We start from the raw sequence: 15463 nt of genomic DNA, 5'->3' as shown, positions 1-15463 counted from the left end.
ATTTGTTGCGGTCGGCACCATATGATGGTGCCGACACTCGACGAAGGAGACGGTATGTCATTGGTCGCAGGAATCGACTCGTCCACCCAGAGCTGCAAGGTCGTGATCCGCGACTCGGAGACCGGCGCTCTCGTGCGCGAGGGGCGCGCGAGCCACCTCGACGGTACCGAGATCGACCCGGGGGTGTGGGTCACGGCGATGTTCGCCGCGATCGCCGACGCCGGCGGGTTCGACGATGTCGCCGCCGTCTCGATCGCCGGCCAGCAGCACGGTCTCGTGTGCCTCGCCGACGACGGCACCGTCGTGCGCGACGCGCTCCTGTGGAACGACACGCGATCGGCCTCCTCCGCCGCCGACCTCGTCGCCGAGCTCGGGGCGTCGACGTGGGCCGAGGCGACGGGCGCGGTCCCCGTCGCGTCGTTCACCGCGACCAAGCTCCGCTGGGTGCGCGACAACGAGCCCGAGACGGTCGCCGCGACGGTCGCGGTCGCCCTCCCCCACGACTACCTCACGTGGCGACTGCTCGGCTACGGCCCCGGTCGCGCCGACCTGAGCGCCCTCACGACGGACCGATCGGATGCGAGCGGCACGTCGTACTGGTCGCCCGCGAGTGACGACTACCGCACCGACCTGCTCGAGCACGCCTTCGGAAAGACCGTGACCCTCCCGCGGGTGCTCGGCCCCGCCGAATCCGCGGGCACCACCGACGGCTCGGTCGAGGGCATCCCCGCGGGGATCGTCGTCGGCGCGGGCGCGGGCGACAACGCGGGTGCGGCCCTCGGGCTCGGCGCCGGTGCGGGCGACGTGGTCGTCTCGATCGGCACGTCGGGCACGGTTTTCGCCGTGACCGACGACCCCGTGTCCGACGCGAGCGGCACCGTCGCGGGTTTCGCCGACGCGACCGGGCGCTTCCTGCCGCTCGTCGCGACGCTCAACGCCGCGCGCGTCATGACGGCGGCCACCCGCATCCTCGGGGTCGACAACGACGAGCTGTCGCGACTCGCGCTCGCCGCCCCCGCCGGGAGCGCGGGCGTCGTGCACTTGCCCTACCTCGAGGGCGAGCGCACCCCGAACCTCCCGGACGCGACAGGGTCGCTCGTGGGCCTCACCCTCGCGAACTCCCTCCCGGAGAACGTCGCGCGCGCGATGATCGAGGGGTTGCTGTGCGGCCTCGCCGACGGGCTCGCCGCGATCACCGACCAGGGCGTCGAGGTCAGGCGCGTGCTGCTCATCGGCGGCGGGGCCAAGAACGCCGCGGTGCGGGCGATCGCCCCCCAGGTCTTCGGAGTGGATGTCACGACACCCCCCGAGAGCGAATACGTCGCCGACGGCGCCGCGCGCGGTGCCGCGTGGGCGCTCACGGGGGTGTATCCCGAGTGGACCGTCGGTGACCCCGACGTCGAGAGCTCGCCCGAGCAACCGATCATCCGCGAGCAGTACGCCGCCGCTCAGCGCGCGGCGGGAATCAGCACCGCGCGCTGAACCGTCGCGCTCGGGCGAGGCGCCCGGGACAGGGCGCACGACAGGGCGGGCCCTCGAACCTCCCGCGAGGATCCGTGTCATGCCGATACGCTGGGAGAAAGCCGAAAGGGGCCGCACATGCCGGAAGGCTCGGTGATCGAGTTCGCCAACGTGACCAAGACCTTCGGGTCGGTCAACGCCGTCAATGACCTCTCGTTCACCGTCGAACCGGGTCGTGTCACCGGGTTCCTCGGGCCGAACGGTGCGGGCAAGACCACGACCCTGCGCATCGCGCTCGGTCTCGTGGCAGCCACGAGCGGCACCGCGACGATCGGCGGAACGCGCTATCGCGAACTCTCCCGCCCGCTCGAGAAGGTCGGTTCCGCCCTCGAGGCCGCGAGTTTCCACCCCGGCCGCAGCGCCCGCAACCACCTCGGTGTCTACGCGACCGCCACGGGCATCCCGCGCGAGCGCGTCGGCATCGTGCTCGAGAAGGTCGGCTTGCTCGACTACGCGGACCGCCGCGTCGGGGGCTACTCCCTCGGCATGCGCCAGCGGCTCGGCCTCGCGTTCGCGCTGCTCGGCGACCCCGGCGTTCTCATCCTCGACGAACCGATCAACGGTCTCGACCCCGAGGGCATCAAATGGATTCGCGGGTTCCTCAGCAGCCTCGCCGCCGAGGGTCGCACCGTGCTCGTGAGCTCGCACTTGCTCTCAGAGGTGCAGCAGAGCGTCGACGAGGTGGTGATCATCGCGAAAGGCACCCTCGTGCATCGCGGAACCCTCGCGAGCCTCGACACGGATGTCGCACCGCAAGTGGTCGTCGACTCGCCCGACCGCGAGGCGCTCGGCGCCGCCCTCACGGCGAACGGCCTCACCTTCGCCCCGGGCCGAACGGGGCTCCTCGTCGCCTCGGCCGATCCCGCCGCGATCGGCCACCTCGCTTTCACGGCCGGTGTCGAACTTAGCGTTCTGCACCGCCAGAAGTCGGGGCTCGAAGATTCGTTCCTGTCACTCGTCGGAGAGGGGGGATCGCTGTGACCTCGTTCGCCCGCGCCATCGCCGCAGAATTCGCCAAGATCTTCAGCACGCGCGGATGGTGGATTCTCGCGATCGTGCTCTTCCTCTACATCGCCGCCCTCGCCGCAGGACTCGGTGCTCTCATCGGGAGCGTCGACGGCGCCTCCGATGCCTTCGGCACCGGAGGTGCGGAGGGCGGAACGGGCCTCGCGCCCCTCATCTACAGCTTCGCCTCGTCGGTCGGCTACGTCTTCCCGGTGCTTCTCGGCGCCCTCGCCGCCACGGGCGAGTTCCGGCACCAGACACTCACCCCCACTTTTCTCACCAATCCGCGACGCGGAGACGTGCTCGCCGCGAAGGTCATCGCGCTCTTCGTCATCGGGCTTCTGCTCGGCGCCGTCGCGCTCGTCGCCTCGGTCGGCATCGGCGGCGGCGTGCTGTCTCTCGCGGGAATCGACACCGCATTCGACGACCCCGACACGTGGGCTCTCATCGCCCGATCCCTCCTCGCGATGGGCCTGTGGGCGGTCATCGGCGTCGGTCTCGGCGCCCTCGTGCCGAGCCAGGTCGCGTCGATCGTCATCGTGCTCGCGTTCACGCAGTTCATCGAACCGGTCCTCAGGCTCGCGGCGTCGTTCGCCGACTGGACGGAGACCGTCGGGCAGTACCTCCCGGGCGCGGCATCCGATGCCCTCGTCGGCTCGAGTTTCTTCACCATCGCGGGCGGTAACGCCGAGTCGCTCGAGTGGTGGCAGGGCGGGCTCGTGCTCGTCGCCTACGCCGCGGTCACGGCCGTCGGCGGCTACTTCGTGAGCTGGAAGCGCGACGTCACCTAGGCACGCGGCCCCGCACCACCAGCGGCCCCGCCACCGCGGGGCAGCCCGGTAGCGCAGCTAGCCAACAGGCCAGCACGCCAGCACGCCAGCAGTCTTCAGTCGAACCCGATGTAGTTCGGCTCGGGTCGAAGCTCGACACCGAACTCGTTGCGCACACGCTCGGCGATGAAGCGCGCGAGTTCGGCGATGTCGCTCGCGGTCGCGCCGCCGCGGTTGGTGATCGCGAGAGTGTGTTTGGTCGACACTCCCGCGCGAGACCCGGGCAGAGCGAACCCCCGACGGATGCCCGCGCGCTCGATGAGCCACGCCGCAGAGAGCTTGACGCGCCCCTCGTCGGCCGGCCACCGCGGAGCGTCGGCGGGCATCGACCGCGCAGCGGACTCGCTCACGATCGGGTTGGTGAAGAACGATCCCGCGCTGTAGGTGTCGCGATCTCCCGCGTCGAGCACCATGCCCTTCGACGCGCGCAGAGCGAGCACCGCCGAGCGGACGTCGCCGATCGGCACTCGCGCTCCGAGGTCGACCCCGAGAGCGGACGCGAGCTGCGGGTAGGCGATGGGGCGCGAGAGGCCGTCGACCGCGACATCCAAGCGGAAGTCGACGGAGACGATCACCCCGCGGCGGCCCTCCTTGAAGATCGATGTGCGATATCCGAACCCGAGCTCGTCTGCCGGGATCCGAGCGAGCTCACCCGTCTCGGCGTCGACGAACTCGACCGACTCGAGGGTGTCGGCGAGTTCGGCGCCGTACGCCCCGATGTTCTGGATGGGCGACGCCCCCGTCGACCCGGGGATTCCCGAGAGCGCTTCGAGACCGGCGAGGCCGAGCTCGACCGTGTGAGCGACGAGGTCGTCCCACGGCTCACCCGCTTCGACCCGGAGGAGAACCGTCTCGCCGGCGTCCTCGCTCCCGGCATCGGCATCGGCGACGCGAGTGATGCCGCGCGTCGACACGACGAGCACGGTGCCGTCGACGCCGTCATCGGAGATGACGACGTTCGACCCGCCCCCGAGCACGACCCAGTCGTCGCGATCGACGGTCAGGTCGCTCGCCGCCGCGAGAAGCTCCTCGCGAGTCGACGCGACCACGAGCTCACGCGCTTCACCTCCGACCTCGAGGGTCGTGCGCGCGCGGAGGACGTTCGCGCTCTCCGTCACGGAAGCGCCCGCACGCGCACCTGGGCTTTGCCGAGAACCGTCGCGTCGGCGGATCTCACCGTGAGATCGATGCGCGCTTCCCCGGTGTCGGCGTCCACGGCTCCGACGGTGGCCACGATCGTGAGCGTCGCCCCCTCGCCGGGATCGACGACGACGGGTCGCGTGAACCGCACCCCGTATTCGCTCACGAACCCCGCGGTACCGAGCCAGTCCACGACGGGCTGCACTGCGATGCCCATCGTGAGCATCCCGTGCGCGAGCACGCCGGGCAAGCCGACCTCGGCCGCGACGTCGTCGCGATAGTGGATGGGGTTGAAATCACCCGACGCCCCCGCGTAGCGAACGAGCGAGTCGCGCGTGAGCTCCACGGTCCGCTCGGCGACGACCTCACCGACCTCGAGGGTCGCGAGGTCGAGTGCGGGGCTCACGAGTCACCCCGCACGACGAGAGTGGATGTCGCGGTGACGACGTGGTCGCCCGCCGCGTCGACGACGGATGATTCGGCGGTGACCATGGCGTTGCCACCGAGAGTCTTGACGCTCGCGACCGTGAGGGTCGCGGTCAGCTTGTCTCCCGCGACGATGGGCCGCGAGTAACGGAAGCGCTGTTCCCCGTGCACGACCATGCTGAAGTCGATTCCCGCATCGGGTTCGGCGAGCAGTTGGGCGAGGGTCGCCTCCTGCACGACGACCGCGAAGGTCGGGGGTGCGACGACATCCGAGAATCCGGCCGCGACCGCGGCGCCCACGTCGTGGTGGAGGGGGTTGGTCGACTGCACGGCACGAGCGAACTCGCGCACTTTCTCACGGCCGACGAGGTAGGGCGGTACGGGATCGAACCGACGGCCCGGGAGGTCTGGGTTGACTGGCACCGACCAAGACTAGCGATTCAGGCGGGGCGCCCCCGCAAACGTCGAAAGCCCGCGCACTGCTGTGCGCGGGCTCCCGGAAGAGTAGTTACGGGCTACCGGTTCCGCTTCGATTCTGTCGAAGTGGCACAGATGCCTGTCGAGCGTGACTGCCTACTGGCAGCTGTCACACTGCAGAAGATCCATGGGGTCGACCGGTACGTCGTAGCCGCCTACGTTGCTGTCGTTGTCCATGTGTGCCTCCTAGTGGTCTGTGAGTGATTCCCCGCGAGATCCGGCCGACGTCTCCGCCGTGCGGTTCCGTTTCGCCGGGAGATGTCGCCATCTCGCCCTCGCGGTCCTTCACTATATAACGGTAATGACAGCTGTGTCATTCCACTACATCTAGTGTTTTGCGAATTTCTCGCCGATTCGAGCGTGCGCCCCGTGTTTGCGGCGCGCACGACCGAGAATCTGCTGTTTTCGACCCGCGTTTAGGGGACTGTCTCGGGCGCGTCGCGTCGACGTACCCTGAAGTCACACGGAAGGGGAGCGAGCGGATGACCGGTGCCGACGACCTCGACCCCACCGCGTCGTTGTGCGACCTGTTCATCATCGCCACCGCCCCCGCGGGCTGGTACGAGGTGTCTCACGGCGTGAGGCGCTGGTTCGACGGTCGCTCGTGGACCGACTACTACGCTCCCGTGCTCCCTGTCGTCGCCGAATCACTTCCGGCGGCCACCCCGGCGGCATCGAACGATTCGGGCGGGTCGAGAGAGCTCACGGGAACATCCGATTCTCCCGTCGATCTGACCAACCACGGCTTCCACCTCATCATGACGGTGATGACCCTCGCCGCGTGGACCCCGGTGTGGCTCGCGGCCGTCGCCGTGACCTCCGTGAGGTCGAGCGCCCGTCGACACGGCGCGCGTCACCACGGCGACCCGGGTCAGCGAGCGCTGTCGATGCGTTCGACGAGGCGATCGAAGTCGCTGTCGGCGAGTTCGATACCGCTGTCACCCAGCCTCTGACGCAGCTCGGCGGCGGCATCGTCGGTGTGGCCGAGCCGCACGTCCTGCGTCACCTGCTCCACGATCCCGTCGAGGCGCTCCTCGTGCGACGCGCTCTCCGAACCGTCTTCGATGGGGTGGTTCTGCTCGTTGATCGTCATGACCCCATGATGACAGGGTCGACTGTCGCCGCCGAGCCGTCTCGCCATTCCGCGCACGCCCACCCGCAGTTCTGGCCACGATGCGTGCGCCTGGCAGCGCGCGGTCAGCCTTCACCCGCACACTGTGCCGAAACGGACGGGACACAGTGCGCGCAGAGAACGGACCGAGGCGGATCATCCCCCGGTGGGTCGAACGCCGCGCCATCGAGGTGGCGGGGTGGATTCTGATCGTCGCCGGTCTCGCCGCCCTCGTGCTGCCGGGGCCGGGGCTCCTGTGCCTCGTGGCCGGCCTCGCGGTGCTGTCCCTCCGCTATAGCTGGGCCGAGAGGCTGCTCCATCCCGTGCGCGCCAAGGCATTCCTCCTCGCGTCGGAGGGGGTGCAATCGTGGCCGCGGATCGCATCGAGCGTCGCGGGTGCACTCGCGCTCGTCGCGGTCGGCATCGTGTGGGGCGTGGGGATCGCGGTGCCGGAGTGGTGGCCGCTCGACGACGGGTGGTGGCTCGCGGGCGGGTGGGGAACAGGCGTCACCCTCATCGCCTCGGGAGCTCTCGCCCTCGGGATGATCGTCTACAGCTATCGGCGCTTTCACGACCACCCCGAACCGGCACCGCGCTAGCCCGAACCCGACAGATTCTGCGGCGATATGCAACCCCCGCGCAGACATCCTCTCGAGAACGTAACGTCGCCACCGCGGATGTCTCGCAGCGCCACCCCTGTTCCCGGTGGGTGCAGCGCCCCGTCTCCGCCCGGGCTACGCCCGCACCCTCAACACAGAAAGCACACCCATGTCTAACGCTGCACACTCCCCCAACCAGACCCCCAACCAGCCGATCGTCGCGACCCGTCGCACGACGGAGACGAAGCCCTCGTTCAAGACCACCGAGTTCTACATCTGGCTCCTCGTCTCCGCGGGAATCCTCATCGCCGCCGCCGTCACCGACAACGGCGACGACGGCCAGGGATTCGGCGCAGACCACGCCTGGATGTACGTCGCCTTCGTCACCGTCGGTTACCTCGTGAGCCGCGGACTCGCGAAATCGGGCTCACGCGCCAACGACGACAGCAGCAAGTAGCACCGAGCGCTCGGCTTACGTCGCGGGCGTCTGCCCTCCGCGTCGCGACGATCGTTCTCCACCCGATGTTGAGCGAGAGCCGCGGTCGCGAGAGCGTCTTCTCGATCCGCCGTCGTTAACGACGAATGGCGCCCCGGAAAAACTGGGGCGCCATTCGTCGTAGCGAGGGCGGGACTCGACTCCCCTACTGAGCCGCCGCCAGACCGCTTCGCGGCCCGCCGGACTGCTCAGCGGGGGCCCACGCGAGAGCGTCTTCTCGATCCGCCGTCGTTAACGACGAATGGCGCCCCGGAAAAACTGGGGCGCCATTCGTCGTAGCGAGGGCGGGACTCGAACCCGCGACACCACGATTATGAGCCGTGTGCTCTAACCACCTGAGCTACCCCGCCGGGCCACCTACCGAAAGGGAGGCGTGAGCCCCCTGTGGGAATCGGACCCACTACCTCTTCCTTACCAAGGAAGTGCTCTACCAATGAGCTAAGGGGGCGTGTAGGCGGCCGCCCGCGTGGGCACGCCGCATCAGCACCGTACGAGACTAGCACCTGCGCGCACACCCCTCGCCTCCCCGTCGACCCGATGGTTTAGCGTTCTTGGATGACATCCGACATCCCCGACCCCTCACGCGCGACACCCGAAGGCGCGAGCGACTGGTGGCGCCACGCGGTCATCTACCAGGTGTACCCGCGCTCGTTCGCCGACGCGACCGGCGACGGCGTGGGCGACCTCCGCGGCATCACCGCGCGGCTGCCCTCCCTCGCCGAGCTCGGCGTCGACGCGGTGTGGCTCTCGCCCTTCTACGTCTCGCCCCAGAACGACGGCGGCTACGACGTCGCCGACTACTGCGACGTCGATCCGGCGTTCGGCACCCTCGACGACTTCGCGGCTCTCGAGAACGTCGCCCACGACCTCGGCCTCAAGGTCATCGTCGACCTCGTGCCGAACCACAGTTCGAGCGAGCACGTGTGGTTCCGCGAGGCGCTCGCCTCCGCGCCCGGGAGCCCTGAGCGCGCACGCTACCTGTTCCGTGACGGCTCCGGCCCCGACGGCGAGCTGCCACCCAACAACTGGCAGTCCGTGTTCGGCGGACCCGCCTGGACTCGTGTCACCGAGCCGGACGGCACGCCCGGCCAGTGGTATCTGCACCTCTTCGACTCGTCGCAGCCCGACTTCGACTGGCGCAATCCGCGGGTGCGCGAGCAGTTCCGCGACATCCTGAGGTTCTGGCTCGACCGGGGCGTCGACGGTTTCCGAGTGGATGTCGCCCACGGCATGATCAAGGTCGAGGGCTTGCCCGACTACACCCCGCCGGCGAACGGCGGAAGCATGGGCGGAGGGGCCGTCGGCCTCGAGCCAGACATCGAGTCCGGTGCAGACGACCCGACCCCGCCGTTCTGGGCACAAGAGGGTGTGCACGAGATCTACCGTGACTGGAGGCTCGTTCTCGACGAATACGACGAGCGCATCCTCGTCGCGGAGGCGTGGGTCGACCCGCCCGCGAAGCTCGCGCGCTGGGTGCGGCCCGACGAGATGCACCAGGCGTTCAACTTCGCCTACCTCGCGACCCCGTGGTCGGGCCCTGAACTGCGTGCCGTGATCGACACGTCGATCGCCGCTTTCGGCGGCGTCGACGCGCCGAGCACGTGGGTGCTCTCGAACCACGATGTCGTGCGCCACGCGAGCCGGCTCGCCCTCACGGCCGAGAACCCCCAGGGCCACGGCATCGGCCCCGACTCACCCGGGCAACCGGTGCGGGAACTCGGTCTCGCCCGCGCGCGCGCCGCGACGGCGCTCATGCTCGCGCTCCCGGGCAGCGCATATCTCTATCAGGGCGAAGAGCTCGGCCTCCCCGAGGTCATCGACCTTCCCGACGCGTCGAGGCTCGACCCGACCTGGTTCCGCACCAACGGCGAGCGATACGGTCGCGACGGATGCCGCGTGCCGATTCCGTGGGAGGCAGACGCCCCCGCCTACGGGTTCAACGCGACAGGGACGAGCTGGCTTCCGCAACCCGACGACTGGGCGCCATACGCCCGTGACTCGCAAGCGGGTGTCGACGGCTCGACCCTCGAGCTCTATCGCGCCGCTCTCGCCGCCCGCAAGGCGCACGATCTCGGCCTCGGTTCGGTCGAGTGGCTCGACGGGTTCGGCGAGCACGTCGTCGCGTTCCGCAATCGCGGGTTGACCGTCGTCGCCAACACGGGAGAGGATGCCGTCGACCTGCCCGCCGGCACCGTCGCGCTCGCGTCGGGCCCGCTCGACAGCCGCTCGCTCCCCGCCGACACGACCGTGTGGCTCACGAGTTGAGCGCGGAGCCCCGTCGCGCACGACGGGGCTCCGCTTAACGCGTGAGGCGCAGGTCCCCTGGGGGCCTGCGCCTCACGCGTGAGTGCGGTGCGATCAGTTCGCGTTGGCCTGCAGCCACGCGAACGGGTCGACGGGGATGCCGTCGAGGTGGATCTCGAGGTGCAGGTGTGCGCCCGTGGATGCACCCGTGCTGCCGACGAGCCCGACGAGCTGTCCGACCTCGACCTCTTGACCGGTCGCGACGGCGATGGATCCGTACTGCATGTGGCCGTAGACGCTCTGCACCTTCTGGCCGTTGATGACGTGGTCGATGACGACGCTGTTGCCGAGTCCACCCGCCGATACCTCGACCTTGCTGACGACACCATCGGCGATGGACTGGATGGGGGCTCCGGCACCGGGAGTGAAGTCGACTCCCTGGTGGTTGGTCGAGCAGAACCCGCAACCGGCGACCTGGCGGGCTCCGAACCCGCTCGTGATCGGCACGGCCGAGCTGAACGGCCACTGCACGGTTCCGCTGGGGTTGTTCGTGAAGTCGAGAACGCGACCGCTGTAGTCGGCTTGGATCTGGCGCACGACCGAGACGACCGAGTAGTTGTCGCGGGTGACGGCGGGCACTGAAGCGGCCGACACTTCGAGCTCTTGAGTCTTCGGCTCGCCCGTGGCCGTGACGACCGACGACTCGGTGGCGGCATCGGGGCGGACGAACGCGTTGGCGGGAACGGTCGTCGAGATGAAGATGAGGCCGATTCCGACCATGGCGCCGTAGGTCGCGAACTGGGAGAGCAGTCGGCGCTTGACCGCGGCCGCTTTCGGCTTGATCGTCGCAATGGATGTCGTCGCGGGAACGGTGGGGCCCGTCGCCGTTGAGCGACGAGTGCGCGGACCGGTCGATGCGCGCGAGGTGCGTGCTCGTGCGGGAGCGGCGTCGTAGAGCTGGCGGCGGGGCGCGCGCCCGGCGGGAGCCGACGCCTGAGCGGCGCGGGCTTCGCGCTCGCGGGCTTCGCGGCGAGTGAGTGGCTGAGCGGCGGAGTTCGTCGAGTCAGGCGTTGCTGCGGAGAAAGAGGGTGCAGTGGCGGTCGGGGCGTTCGCCTCGGAGGGCGACGGTGCGCTCACGCCAGCTGATGACTGGACCCTGCCGCGACGGGCAATTCTCCGCTTAGATTTCTGCACTAACTATCGAACCTCGGGTTGATCGAGCCGGGGGTTTGGGAACACGCGCGCACACCTCGATGGGCGTTTCGTGGTCTCAACTCTCGACCAGCTCGATGAGCGGCTGGTCCGACTGCAAAACGATGGACTGACCGGGGACTGACCCCGATTAGGTAACGAACGGATAAACACTATCGAAGAAGGGCGAGTCGCGCCACCCGCGCTATCACCGGTGAATAGCGCTGAGCGCCTCTTCGAGGTGCAGGGCGAGCTGCGGCGGCGCGGCGAGAAGGAACTCTCCGCCCGCCGTCGCGCCGTCGCGCCCGGTGACCGTCGCCCCGGCTTCCGCGGCGATGAGGGCACCCGCCGCGTGGTCCCACGGCTTCAGCCCCTCCTCGAAATACGCGTTGAGTCGACCCGCGGCGACGGCACACAGGTCGAGAGAGGCGGTTCCCATCCGACGGATGTCTCGCACCCTCTCCACGAGGCCCACGAGGTCCCGCGCTTGCTCGACCCGCCGCGAGGCGGAGTAGGAGAACCCCGTTCCCACGAGGGCGAGCGGGAGTTCGGTCTCCGCCACGGCGAGACGCCGCTCGCCGAGGTACGACCCGGCACCGAGGGCGGCGGAGTACACCTCACCCGCTCGAGGATTCACGACGGCACCGGCGAGCGCGGTCCACGTGAGGGGGTCGGGTTCGCCCTCGACGACGGCGACGCTCACGGCCCAGTGCGGGATGTCGTAGAGGTAGTTGACGGTGCCGTCGATCGGGTCGACGATCCAGGTGAGACCGCTGGTCCCGGTCTCGGCGCCGCTCTCCTCGCCGTAGAAGCCGTCGTCGGGCCGCGCATCCGCGATCATCGAGCGGATGAGCTGCTCCGTCTCCCGGTCGGCGTGCGTCACGACGTCCTCGGGCGACGATTTGCTCGCCGCGACCTCGACGCCCTCGCGCCGCCGCCGGTCGGCGAGATCGGCCGCGGCGAGCGCGATGTCCCGGGCGATCGTGAGCAGGTGGGGTGCGGTCACGGTTTCTCCTCTGATTCGAACGGTGTGGTGATTCGAACGAACGAACGCGGGCGATACGACGAAGGGCCCGGCGGATGCCGGGCCCTCTCGTGTGGCAAGTACAGGATTCGAACCTGTGAAGGCTGAGCCGTCTGATTTACAGTCAGATCCCTTTGGCCGCTTGGGTAACTTGCCGGATGCGCACTCGACCGAATGTGATCACCAACCGAAGGCGCGGATACAGAATACAGTCCGCGGGCGCCGCCGCGAACCACCCGTGCCGCCCCGCCCCAGCCCGTCGTTCTCGGCTGCGCAGCACCCGAGAACCGGCGCCGCGCGCACCGCGCCGGACGCCGGTCGTTAAACTGCGTGCATGGCAGATTCAACTTTCGACATCGTCAGCAAGGTCGACCAGATGGAGGCCGACAACGCCGTCAATCAGGCGCAGAAGGAGATCGCCCAGCGATACGACTTCAAGGGGGTCGGTGCCTCGGTCGAGTGGAGCGGCGAGAAGCTCCTCCTCAAGGCGAGCGCGGAGGAGCGCGTGAAGGCGGTGCTCGAGGTTCTCGAGGCCAAGTTCATCAAGCGCGGCATCAGCCTGCGAAGCCTCGACGCGGGCGAGCCGTACGCGTCGGGCAAGGAGTACCGCATCGAGGTCGGTCTCAAGAACGGCATCTCGTCGGACGACGCCAAGAAAGTCTCGAAGATCATCCGTGACGAGGGCCCCAAGAGCGTCAAGAGCCAGATCCAGGGCGACGAACTCCGGGTGTCGTCGAAGAGCCGGGACGACCTGCAGGCGACGATGGCCCTACTCAAAGGAAAAGACCTCGACGTGGCCCTGCAGTTCGTCAACTTCCGGTAGTCGCAAGAACCCCTGACGTCTCGACGATCCCCGTGATGGATGCCGTGTGGTCCACGACCGTCGTTGCGGTGATCGCCCTCGTGATCGACATCGCGATCCGGGTCTTCGCCCTCATCGTGGTGCCCATCAACCGGCGACCTCAGACGGCGACGGCGTGGCTGCTCGCGATCTTCCTGATCCCCTACGTGGGATTCATCCTCTTCGTACTGCTCGGGAGCGCGAAGCTGCCGAAGGGGCGGCGCGACAAGCAGGTCGAGATCAACAGGTACATCATCGAGACCACCCACGGAATGGATCGGGTCGTTCGCGAGAACCCCTGGCCCGAGTGGCTGCAGCCCGTCGTCGAACTCAATCGCACCCTCGGCGCGATGCCGCTCGTCGGCGGCAACGACGCGACCATCTTCACGGCATACGACGAGTCGCTCGCGGCGATGACCGAGGCCGTCGAGAAATCCACGCGCTACGTGCACGTGGAGTTCTACATCGTCTCGTTCGACTCGACGACGAAGCCGTTCTTCGACGCCCTCGAGGCGGCGGTCGCACGCGGCGTGACGGTGCGCGTGCTGCTCGACCACATCGCGAGTGTGCGGTCGCCCCGCTATCTGCGCACCATCCGCACCTTGCGCCGCATCGGGGTCGACTGGCGGCTCATGCTCCCCGTGCAGCCCTGGCGTGGCCGCTACCAGCGGCCCGACCTGCGCAACCATCGCAAGATCGTGGTCGTCGACGGCGAGATCGCGTTCACCGGGTCGCAGAACCTCGTGGACTCGAGCTACAACAAGCGTGGCAACGTCCGTCGTGGTCTCGTGTGGAAAGACCTCATGGTGCGTTTCGAGGGGCCGATCGTCGCGGGGATCAACGCTCTCTTCGTGACCGACTGGTACAGCGAGACCGACGAGTTGCTCTTGCGCGAGACCCAGCCACCTCTCGAAGACCCGAAGCCGAACGCTCTCGACGCGCAAGTGGTTCCGAGCGGACCGGGGTTCGAGGGCGAGAACAACCTGCGGCTCTTCAACGCGCTCCTCTATAACGCCGGTGAGCGCGTGATCATCACGAGCCCCTACTTCGTTCCCGACGAGTCGATGCTCTACGCCATCACGACGGCGGCTCAGCGCGGACTCGACGTGCAACTGTTCTGCTCGGAGGTCGCCGACCAGCCGCTCGTCTACCACGCGCAGCGCAGCTACTACGAGGAGTTGCTGCGCGCGGGCGTGCGCATCTGGCTCTACGCCGCGCCGACGGTGCTGCACGCGAAGCACTTCACGATCGACGACGAGGTCGCCGTGATCGGCTCGAGCAACATGGACATGCGCTCTTTCAGCCTCAACCTCGAGATCTCGGTCATGATCCGAAGCCACCGCTTCGTCGACGCTCTCCGCGAGATCGAAGAGGACTACCGCTCGACGAGCCGCGAACTCACGCTCGACGAGTGGCTCACCCGCCCGGCCCGCTCGCGCGTGCTGGACAACCTCGCGAGGCTCACCTCAGCGGTGCAGTGAGGATGCGGCTCGCGACACCCCGTCAGCGGCGACGCGACACGAGAGCGATCGACGCACCGAGACCCGCGGCTGCTGCGAGGAGGCCCCGCGCGAGACCGCGGTTCGCGACATACCAGACCTGCGGGCTCGAGGTCCGCGCTCGGTCGTCGAAGATGCCGTGCGCTCCGTGGTCCCCCGGGGTGGGCGCGTAGAGGTTGTCCTCCCACATGGCCTCGGACTTGTCGGGAGCCTGCTGGCCGTCGTAGCCCGTCTTGGCGAGGTACCAGTCCATGAACCCCGCGACGAAACGATTGCCCAGCACGGTCATGACCGTCGGCTCGCCCACCCACGTGCGGCGGCGGGGCTTGAGAGCGACCGCGGCGATGGCTCGCGCACCGACCTCGGGCTGGAAGATCGGCGGCACGGGCTGCGGGTGATGGGGCAGCTCGGTCTTGACCCAGTTGAATTGGATGGTGTTGAGCGCGGGCATGTCGACCGTCGAGATGCGCACGGGGCTCTTCTGGTGGATGAGCTCGGTCGTCACCGACTCGGTGAACCCCTGCACGGCGTGCTTCGCCGCGCAATAGGCCGCTTGCAGAGGGATTCCGCGGTGCGCGAGAGCCGACCCGACCTGGATGACGTGTCCGCTGCCCCGAGGGACCATGCGAGACAGAGCCGCTCTCGTTCCGTTGACGAACCCGAAGTAGTTCACGGCCGTGGCCCGCTCGAAGTCCTCCGGCGACGTCGACAGGAACTCGCCGAACACCCCGACCATCGCGTCGTTGACCCACAGGTCGATCGGGCCGAGTTCGGCCTCGACGCGGCTCGCGGCGCTCTCGACGGCTTCGCGGTCGGCCACATCGGTCGGCACTCCGAGGGCCCGTCGACCCCGTTGCTCGACGTCGCTCACTGCTGCGGCGACACCGTCGGCCCCGCGAGCGAGGACCGCGACATCCCACCCCTGATCGGCGAGCTCGCGCACGATCGCCCGCCCGAGCCCGGCCGACCCTCCGGTGACAACAGCGATTCCTCGAGACATCCGCACTCCTTCAGGTCGTCGCTCGAGCGGTCGAGCGAAGGGCGACGCTACGCGTGCCC

At 68.6% G+C, this 15463-nt stretch carries 16 protein-coding genes and 3 tRNA genes; 9 read left to right on the top strand and 10 right to left on the bottom strand.

What is annotated here, in order from left to right:
- Positions 1–54: 54 nt before the first annotated feature.
- The 3 genes from xylB (at position 55) to ACLHG5_RS13445 (ending at position 3317) form a co-directional block, all read left to right on the top strand.
- Complete coding sequence (xylB, locus tag ACLHG5_RS13455; RefSeq protein WP_411319118.1) at positions 55–1482, top strand: xylulokinase; 1428 nt, start codon at positions 55–57, stop codon at positions 1480–1482.
- Positions 1483–1599: 117 nt separating this feature from the next.
- Complete coding sequence (locus ACLHG5_RS13450) at positions 1600–2502, top strand: ABC transporter ATP-binding protein (RefSeq protein WP_411316412.1); 903 nt, start codon at positions 1600–1602, stop codon at positions 2500–2502.
- Positions 2499–3317: an ABC transporter permease gene (locus tag ACLHG5_RS13445; protein ID WP_411319117.1), complete on the top strand. Its 819-nt coding sequence runs from the start codon at positions 2499–2501 to the stop codon at positions 3315–3317. The genes ACLHG5_RS13450 and ACLHG5_RS13445 overlap by 4 nt, the downstream gene beginning before the upstream one ends.
- A 95-nt stretch (positions 3318–3412) precedes the next feature.
- On the opposite strand, the gene ACLHG5_RS13440 is transcribed toward ACLHG5_RS13445, so the two are convergent.
- The 3 genes from ACLHG5_RS13440 to ACLHG5_RS13430 are packed head-to-tail and all read right to left on the bottom strand — an operon-like array spanning position 3413 to position 5345.
- Entirely contained in the window at positions 3413–4474 is a 1062-nt protein-coding gene (locus tag ACLHG5_RS13440; protein WP_411319116.1) for a UDP-N-acetylmuramate dehydrogenase, read from the bottom strand.
- Positions 4471–4902, bottom strand: a complete 432-nt coding sequence (locus ACLHG5_RS13435) for a MaoC/PaaZ C-terminal domain-containing protein (RefSeq protein WP_411316416.1) — start codon at positions 4900–4902, stop codon at positions 4471–4473. The genes ACLHG5_RS13440 and ACLHG5_RS13435 overlap by 4 nt, the downstream gene beginning before the upstream one ends.
- Complete coding sequence (locus tag ACLHG5_RS13430; protein ID WP_411319115.1) at positions 4899–5345, bottom strand: MaoC family dehydratase N-terminal domain-containing protein; 447 nt, start codon at positions 5343–5345, stop codon at positions 4899–4901. The genes ACLHG5_RS13435 and ACLHG5_RS13430 overlap by 4 nt, the downstream gene beginning before the upstream one ends.
- 536 nt (positions 5346–5881) lie before the next feature.
- On the opposite strand from ACLHG5_RS13430, the gene ACLHG5_RS13425 reads away from it, so the two are divergent.
- Positions 5882–6352 (top strand): DUF2510 domain-containing protein, encoded by a 471-nt coding sequence (locus tag ACLHG5_RS13425; protein ID WP_411319114.1) that lies wholly within the window; start codon positions 5882–5884, stop codon positions 6350–6352.
- Here ACLHG5_RS13425 and ACLHG5_RS13420 read toward each other — a convergent pair.
- Positions 6271–6492, bottom strand: coding sequence for a hypothetical protein (locus ACLHG5_RS13420; RefSeq protein ID WP_411316419.1), 222 nt, complete (start codon positions 6490–6492; stop codon positions 6271–6273). The genes ACLHG5_RS13425 and ACLHG5_RS13420 overlap by 82 nt on opposite strands.
- Positions 6493–6638: 146 nt before the next feature.
- Here ACLHG5_RS13420 and ACLHG5_RS13415 point away from each other — a divergent pair, with 146 nt between their 5' ends.
- Entirely contained in the window at positions 6639–7109 is a 471-nt protein-coding gene (locus ACLHG5_RS13415; RefSeq protein ID WP_411319113.1) for a PGPGW domain-containing protein, read from the top strand.
- A gap of 169 nt (positions 7110–7278) precedes the next feature.
- The gene (locus tag ACLHG5_RS13410; protein ID WP_411316421.1) at positions 7279–7566 is read left to right on the top strand and encodes a hypothetical protein; all 288 of its coding nucleotides are present in this window, start codon (positions 7279–7281) and stop codon (positions 7564–7566) included.
- 315 nt (positions 7567–7881) lie between these two features.
- Here ACLHG5_RS13410 and ACLHG5_RS13405 read toward each other — a convergent pair.
- Positions 7882–7955, bottom strand: a tRNA-Met gene (locus ACLHG5_RS13405).
- 26 nt (positions 7956–7981) lie between these two features.
- Positions 7982–8053: transfer RNA gene (locus tag ACLHG5_RS13400), tRNA-Thr, on the bottom strand.
- A 107-nt stretch (positions 8054–8160) separates the two neighbouring features.
- On the opposite strand from ACLHG5_RS13400, the gene ACLHG5_RS13395 reads away from it, so the two are divergent.
- A complete protein-coding gene (locus ACLHG5_RS13395) occupies positions 8161–9870 on the top strand; it encodes a glycoside hydrolase family 13 protein (protein WP_411319112.1) in 1710 nt (569 codons plus the stop codon).
- A 93-nt stretch (positions 9871–9963) separates the two neighbouring features.
- Here the strand turns inward: ACLHG5_RS13395 and ACLHG5_RS13390 are convergent, their stop codons facing one another.
- The 3 genes from ACLHG5_RS13390 to ACLHG5_RS13380 all read right to left on the bottom strand — a co-directional run bounded on the left by ACLHG5_RS13390 (position 9964) and on the right by ACLHG5_RS13380 (position 12220).
- A complete protein-coding gene (locus ACLHG5_RS13390; RefSeq protein ID WP_411316423.1) occupies positions 9964–10986 on the bottom strand; it encodes a M23 family metallopeptidase in 1023 nt (340 codons plus the stop codon).
- 262 nt (positions 10987–11248) lie between these two features.
- Entirely contained in the window at positions 11249–12046 is a 798-nt protein-coding gene (locus ACLHG5_RS13385; RefSeq protein ID WP_411316424.1) for an inositol monophosphatase family protein, read from the bottom strand.
- A gap of 92 nt (positions 12047–12138) precedes the next feature.
- Positions 12139–12220: transfer RNA gene (locus tag ACLHG5_RS13380), tRNA-Tyr, on the bottom strand.
- A 178-nt stretch (positions 12221–12398) separates the two neighbouring features.
- On the opposite strand from ACLHG5_RS13380, the gene ACLHG5_RS13375 reads away from it, so the two are divergent.
- Both ACLHG5_RS13375 and cls read left to right on the top strand, forming a co-directional pair.
- Complete coding sequence (locus ACLHG5_RS13375) at positions 12399–12887, top strand: YajQ family cyclic di-GMP-binding protein (protein ID WP_411316425.1); 489 nt, start codon at positions 12399–12401, stop codon at positions 12885–12887.
- Positions 12888–12922: 35 nt separating this feature from the next.
- Complete coding sequence (gene cls / locus ACLHG5_RS13370) at positions 12923–14386, top strand: cardiolipin synthase (protein ID WP_411319111.1); 1464 nt, start codon at positions 12923–12925, stop codon at positions 14384–14386.
- Between the two features lie 22 nt (positions 14387–14408).
- Here cls and ACLHG5_RS13365 read toward each other — a convergent pair whose 3' ends face one another.
- A complete protein-coding gene (locus ACLHG5_RS13365; protein ID WP_411316427.1) occupies positions 14409–15404 on the bottom strand; it encodes an SDR family oxidoreductase in 996 nt (331 codons plus the stop codon).
- Positions 15405–15463 lie beyond the last annotated feature (59 nt).

It is taken from the genome of Marisediminicola sp. LYQ85, assembly GCF_046600695.1.
In the GTDB taxonomy this organism is placed as follows: Bacteria; Actinomycetota; Actinomycetes; order Actinomycetales; family Microbacteriaceae; genus Marisediminicola.
Note: the sequence above shows the minus strand (reverse complement) of the source record. Positions and strands in the feature narration are given on the sequence as shown.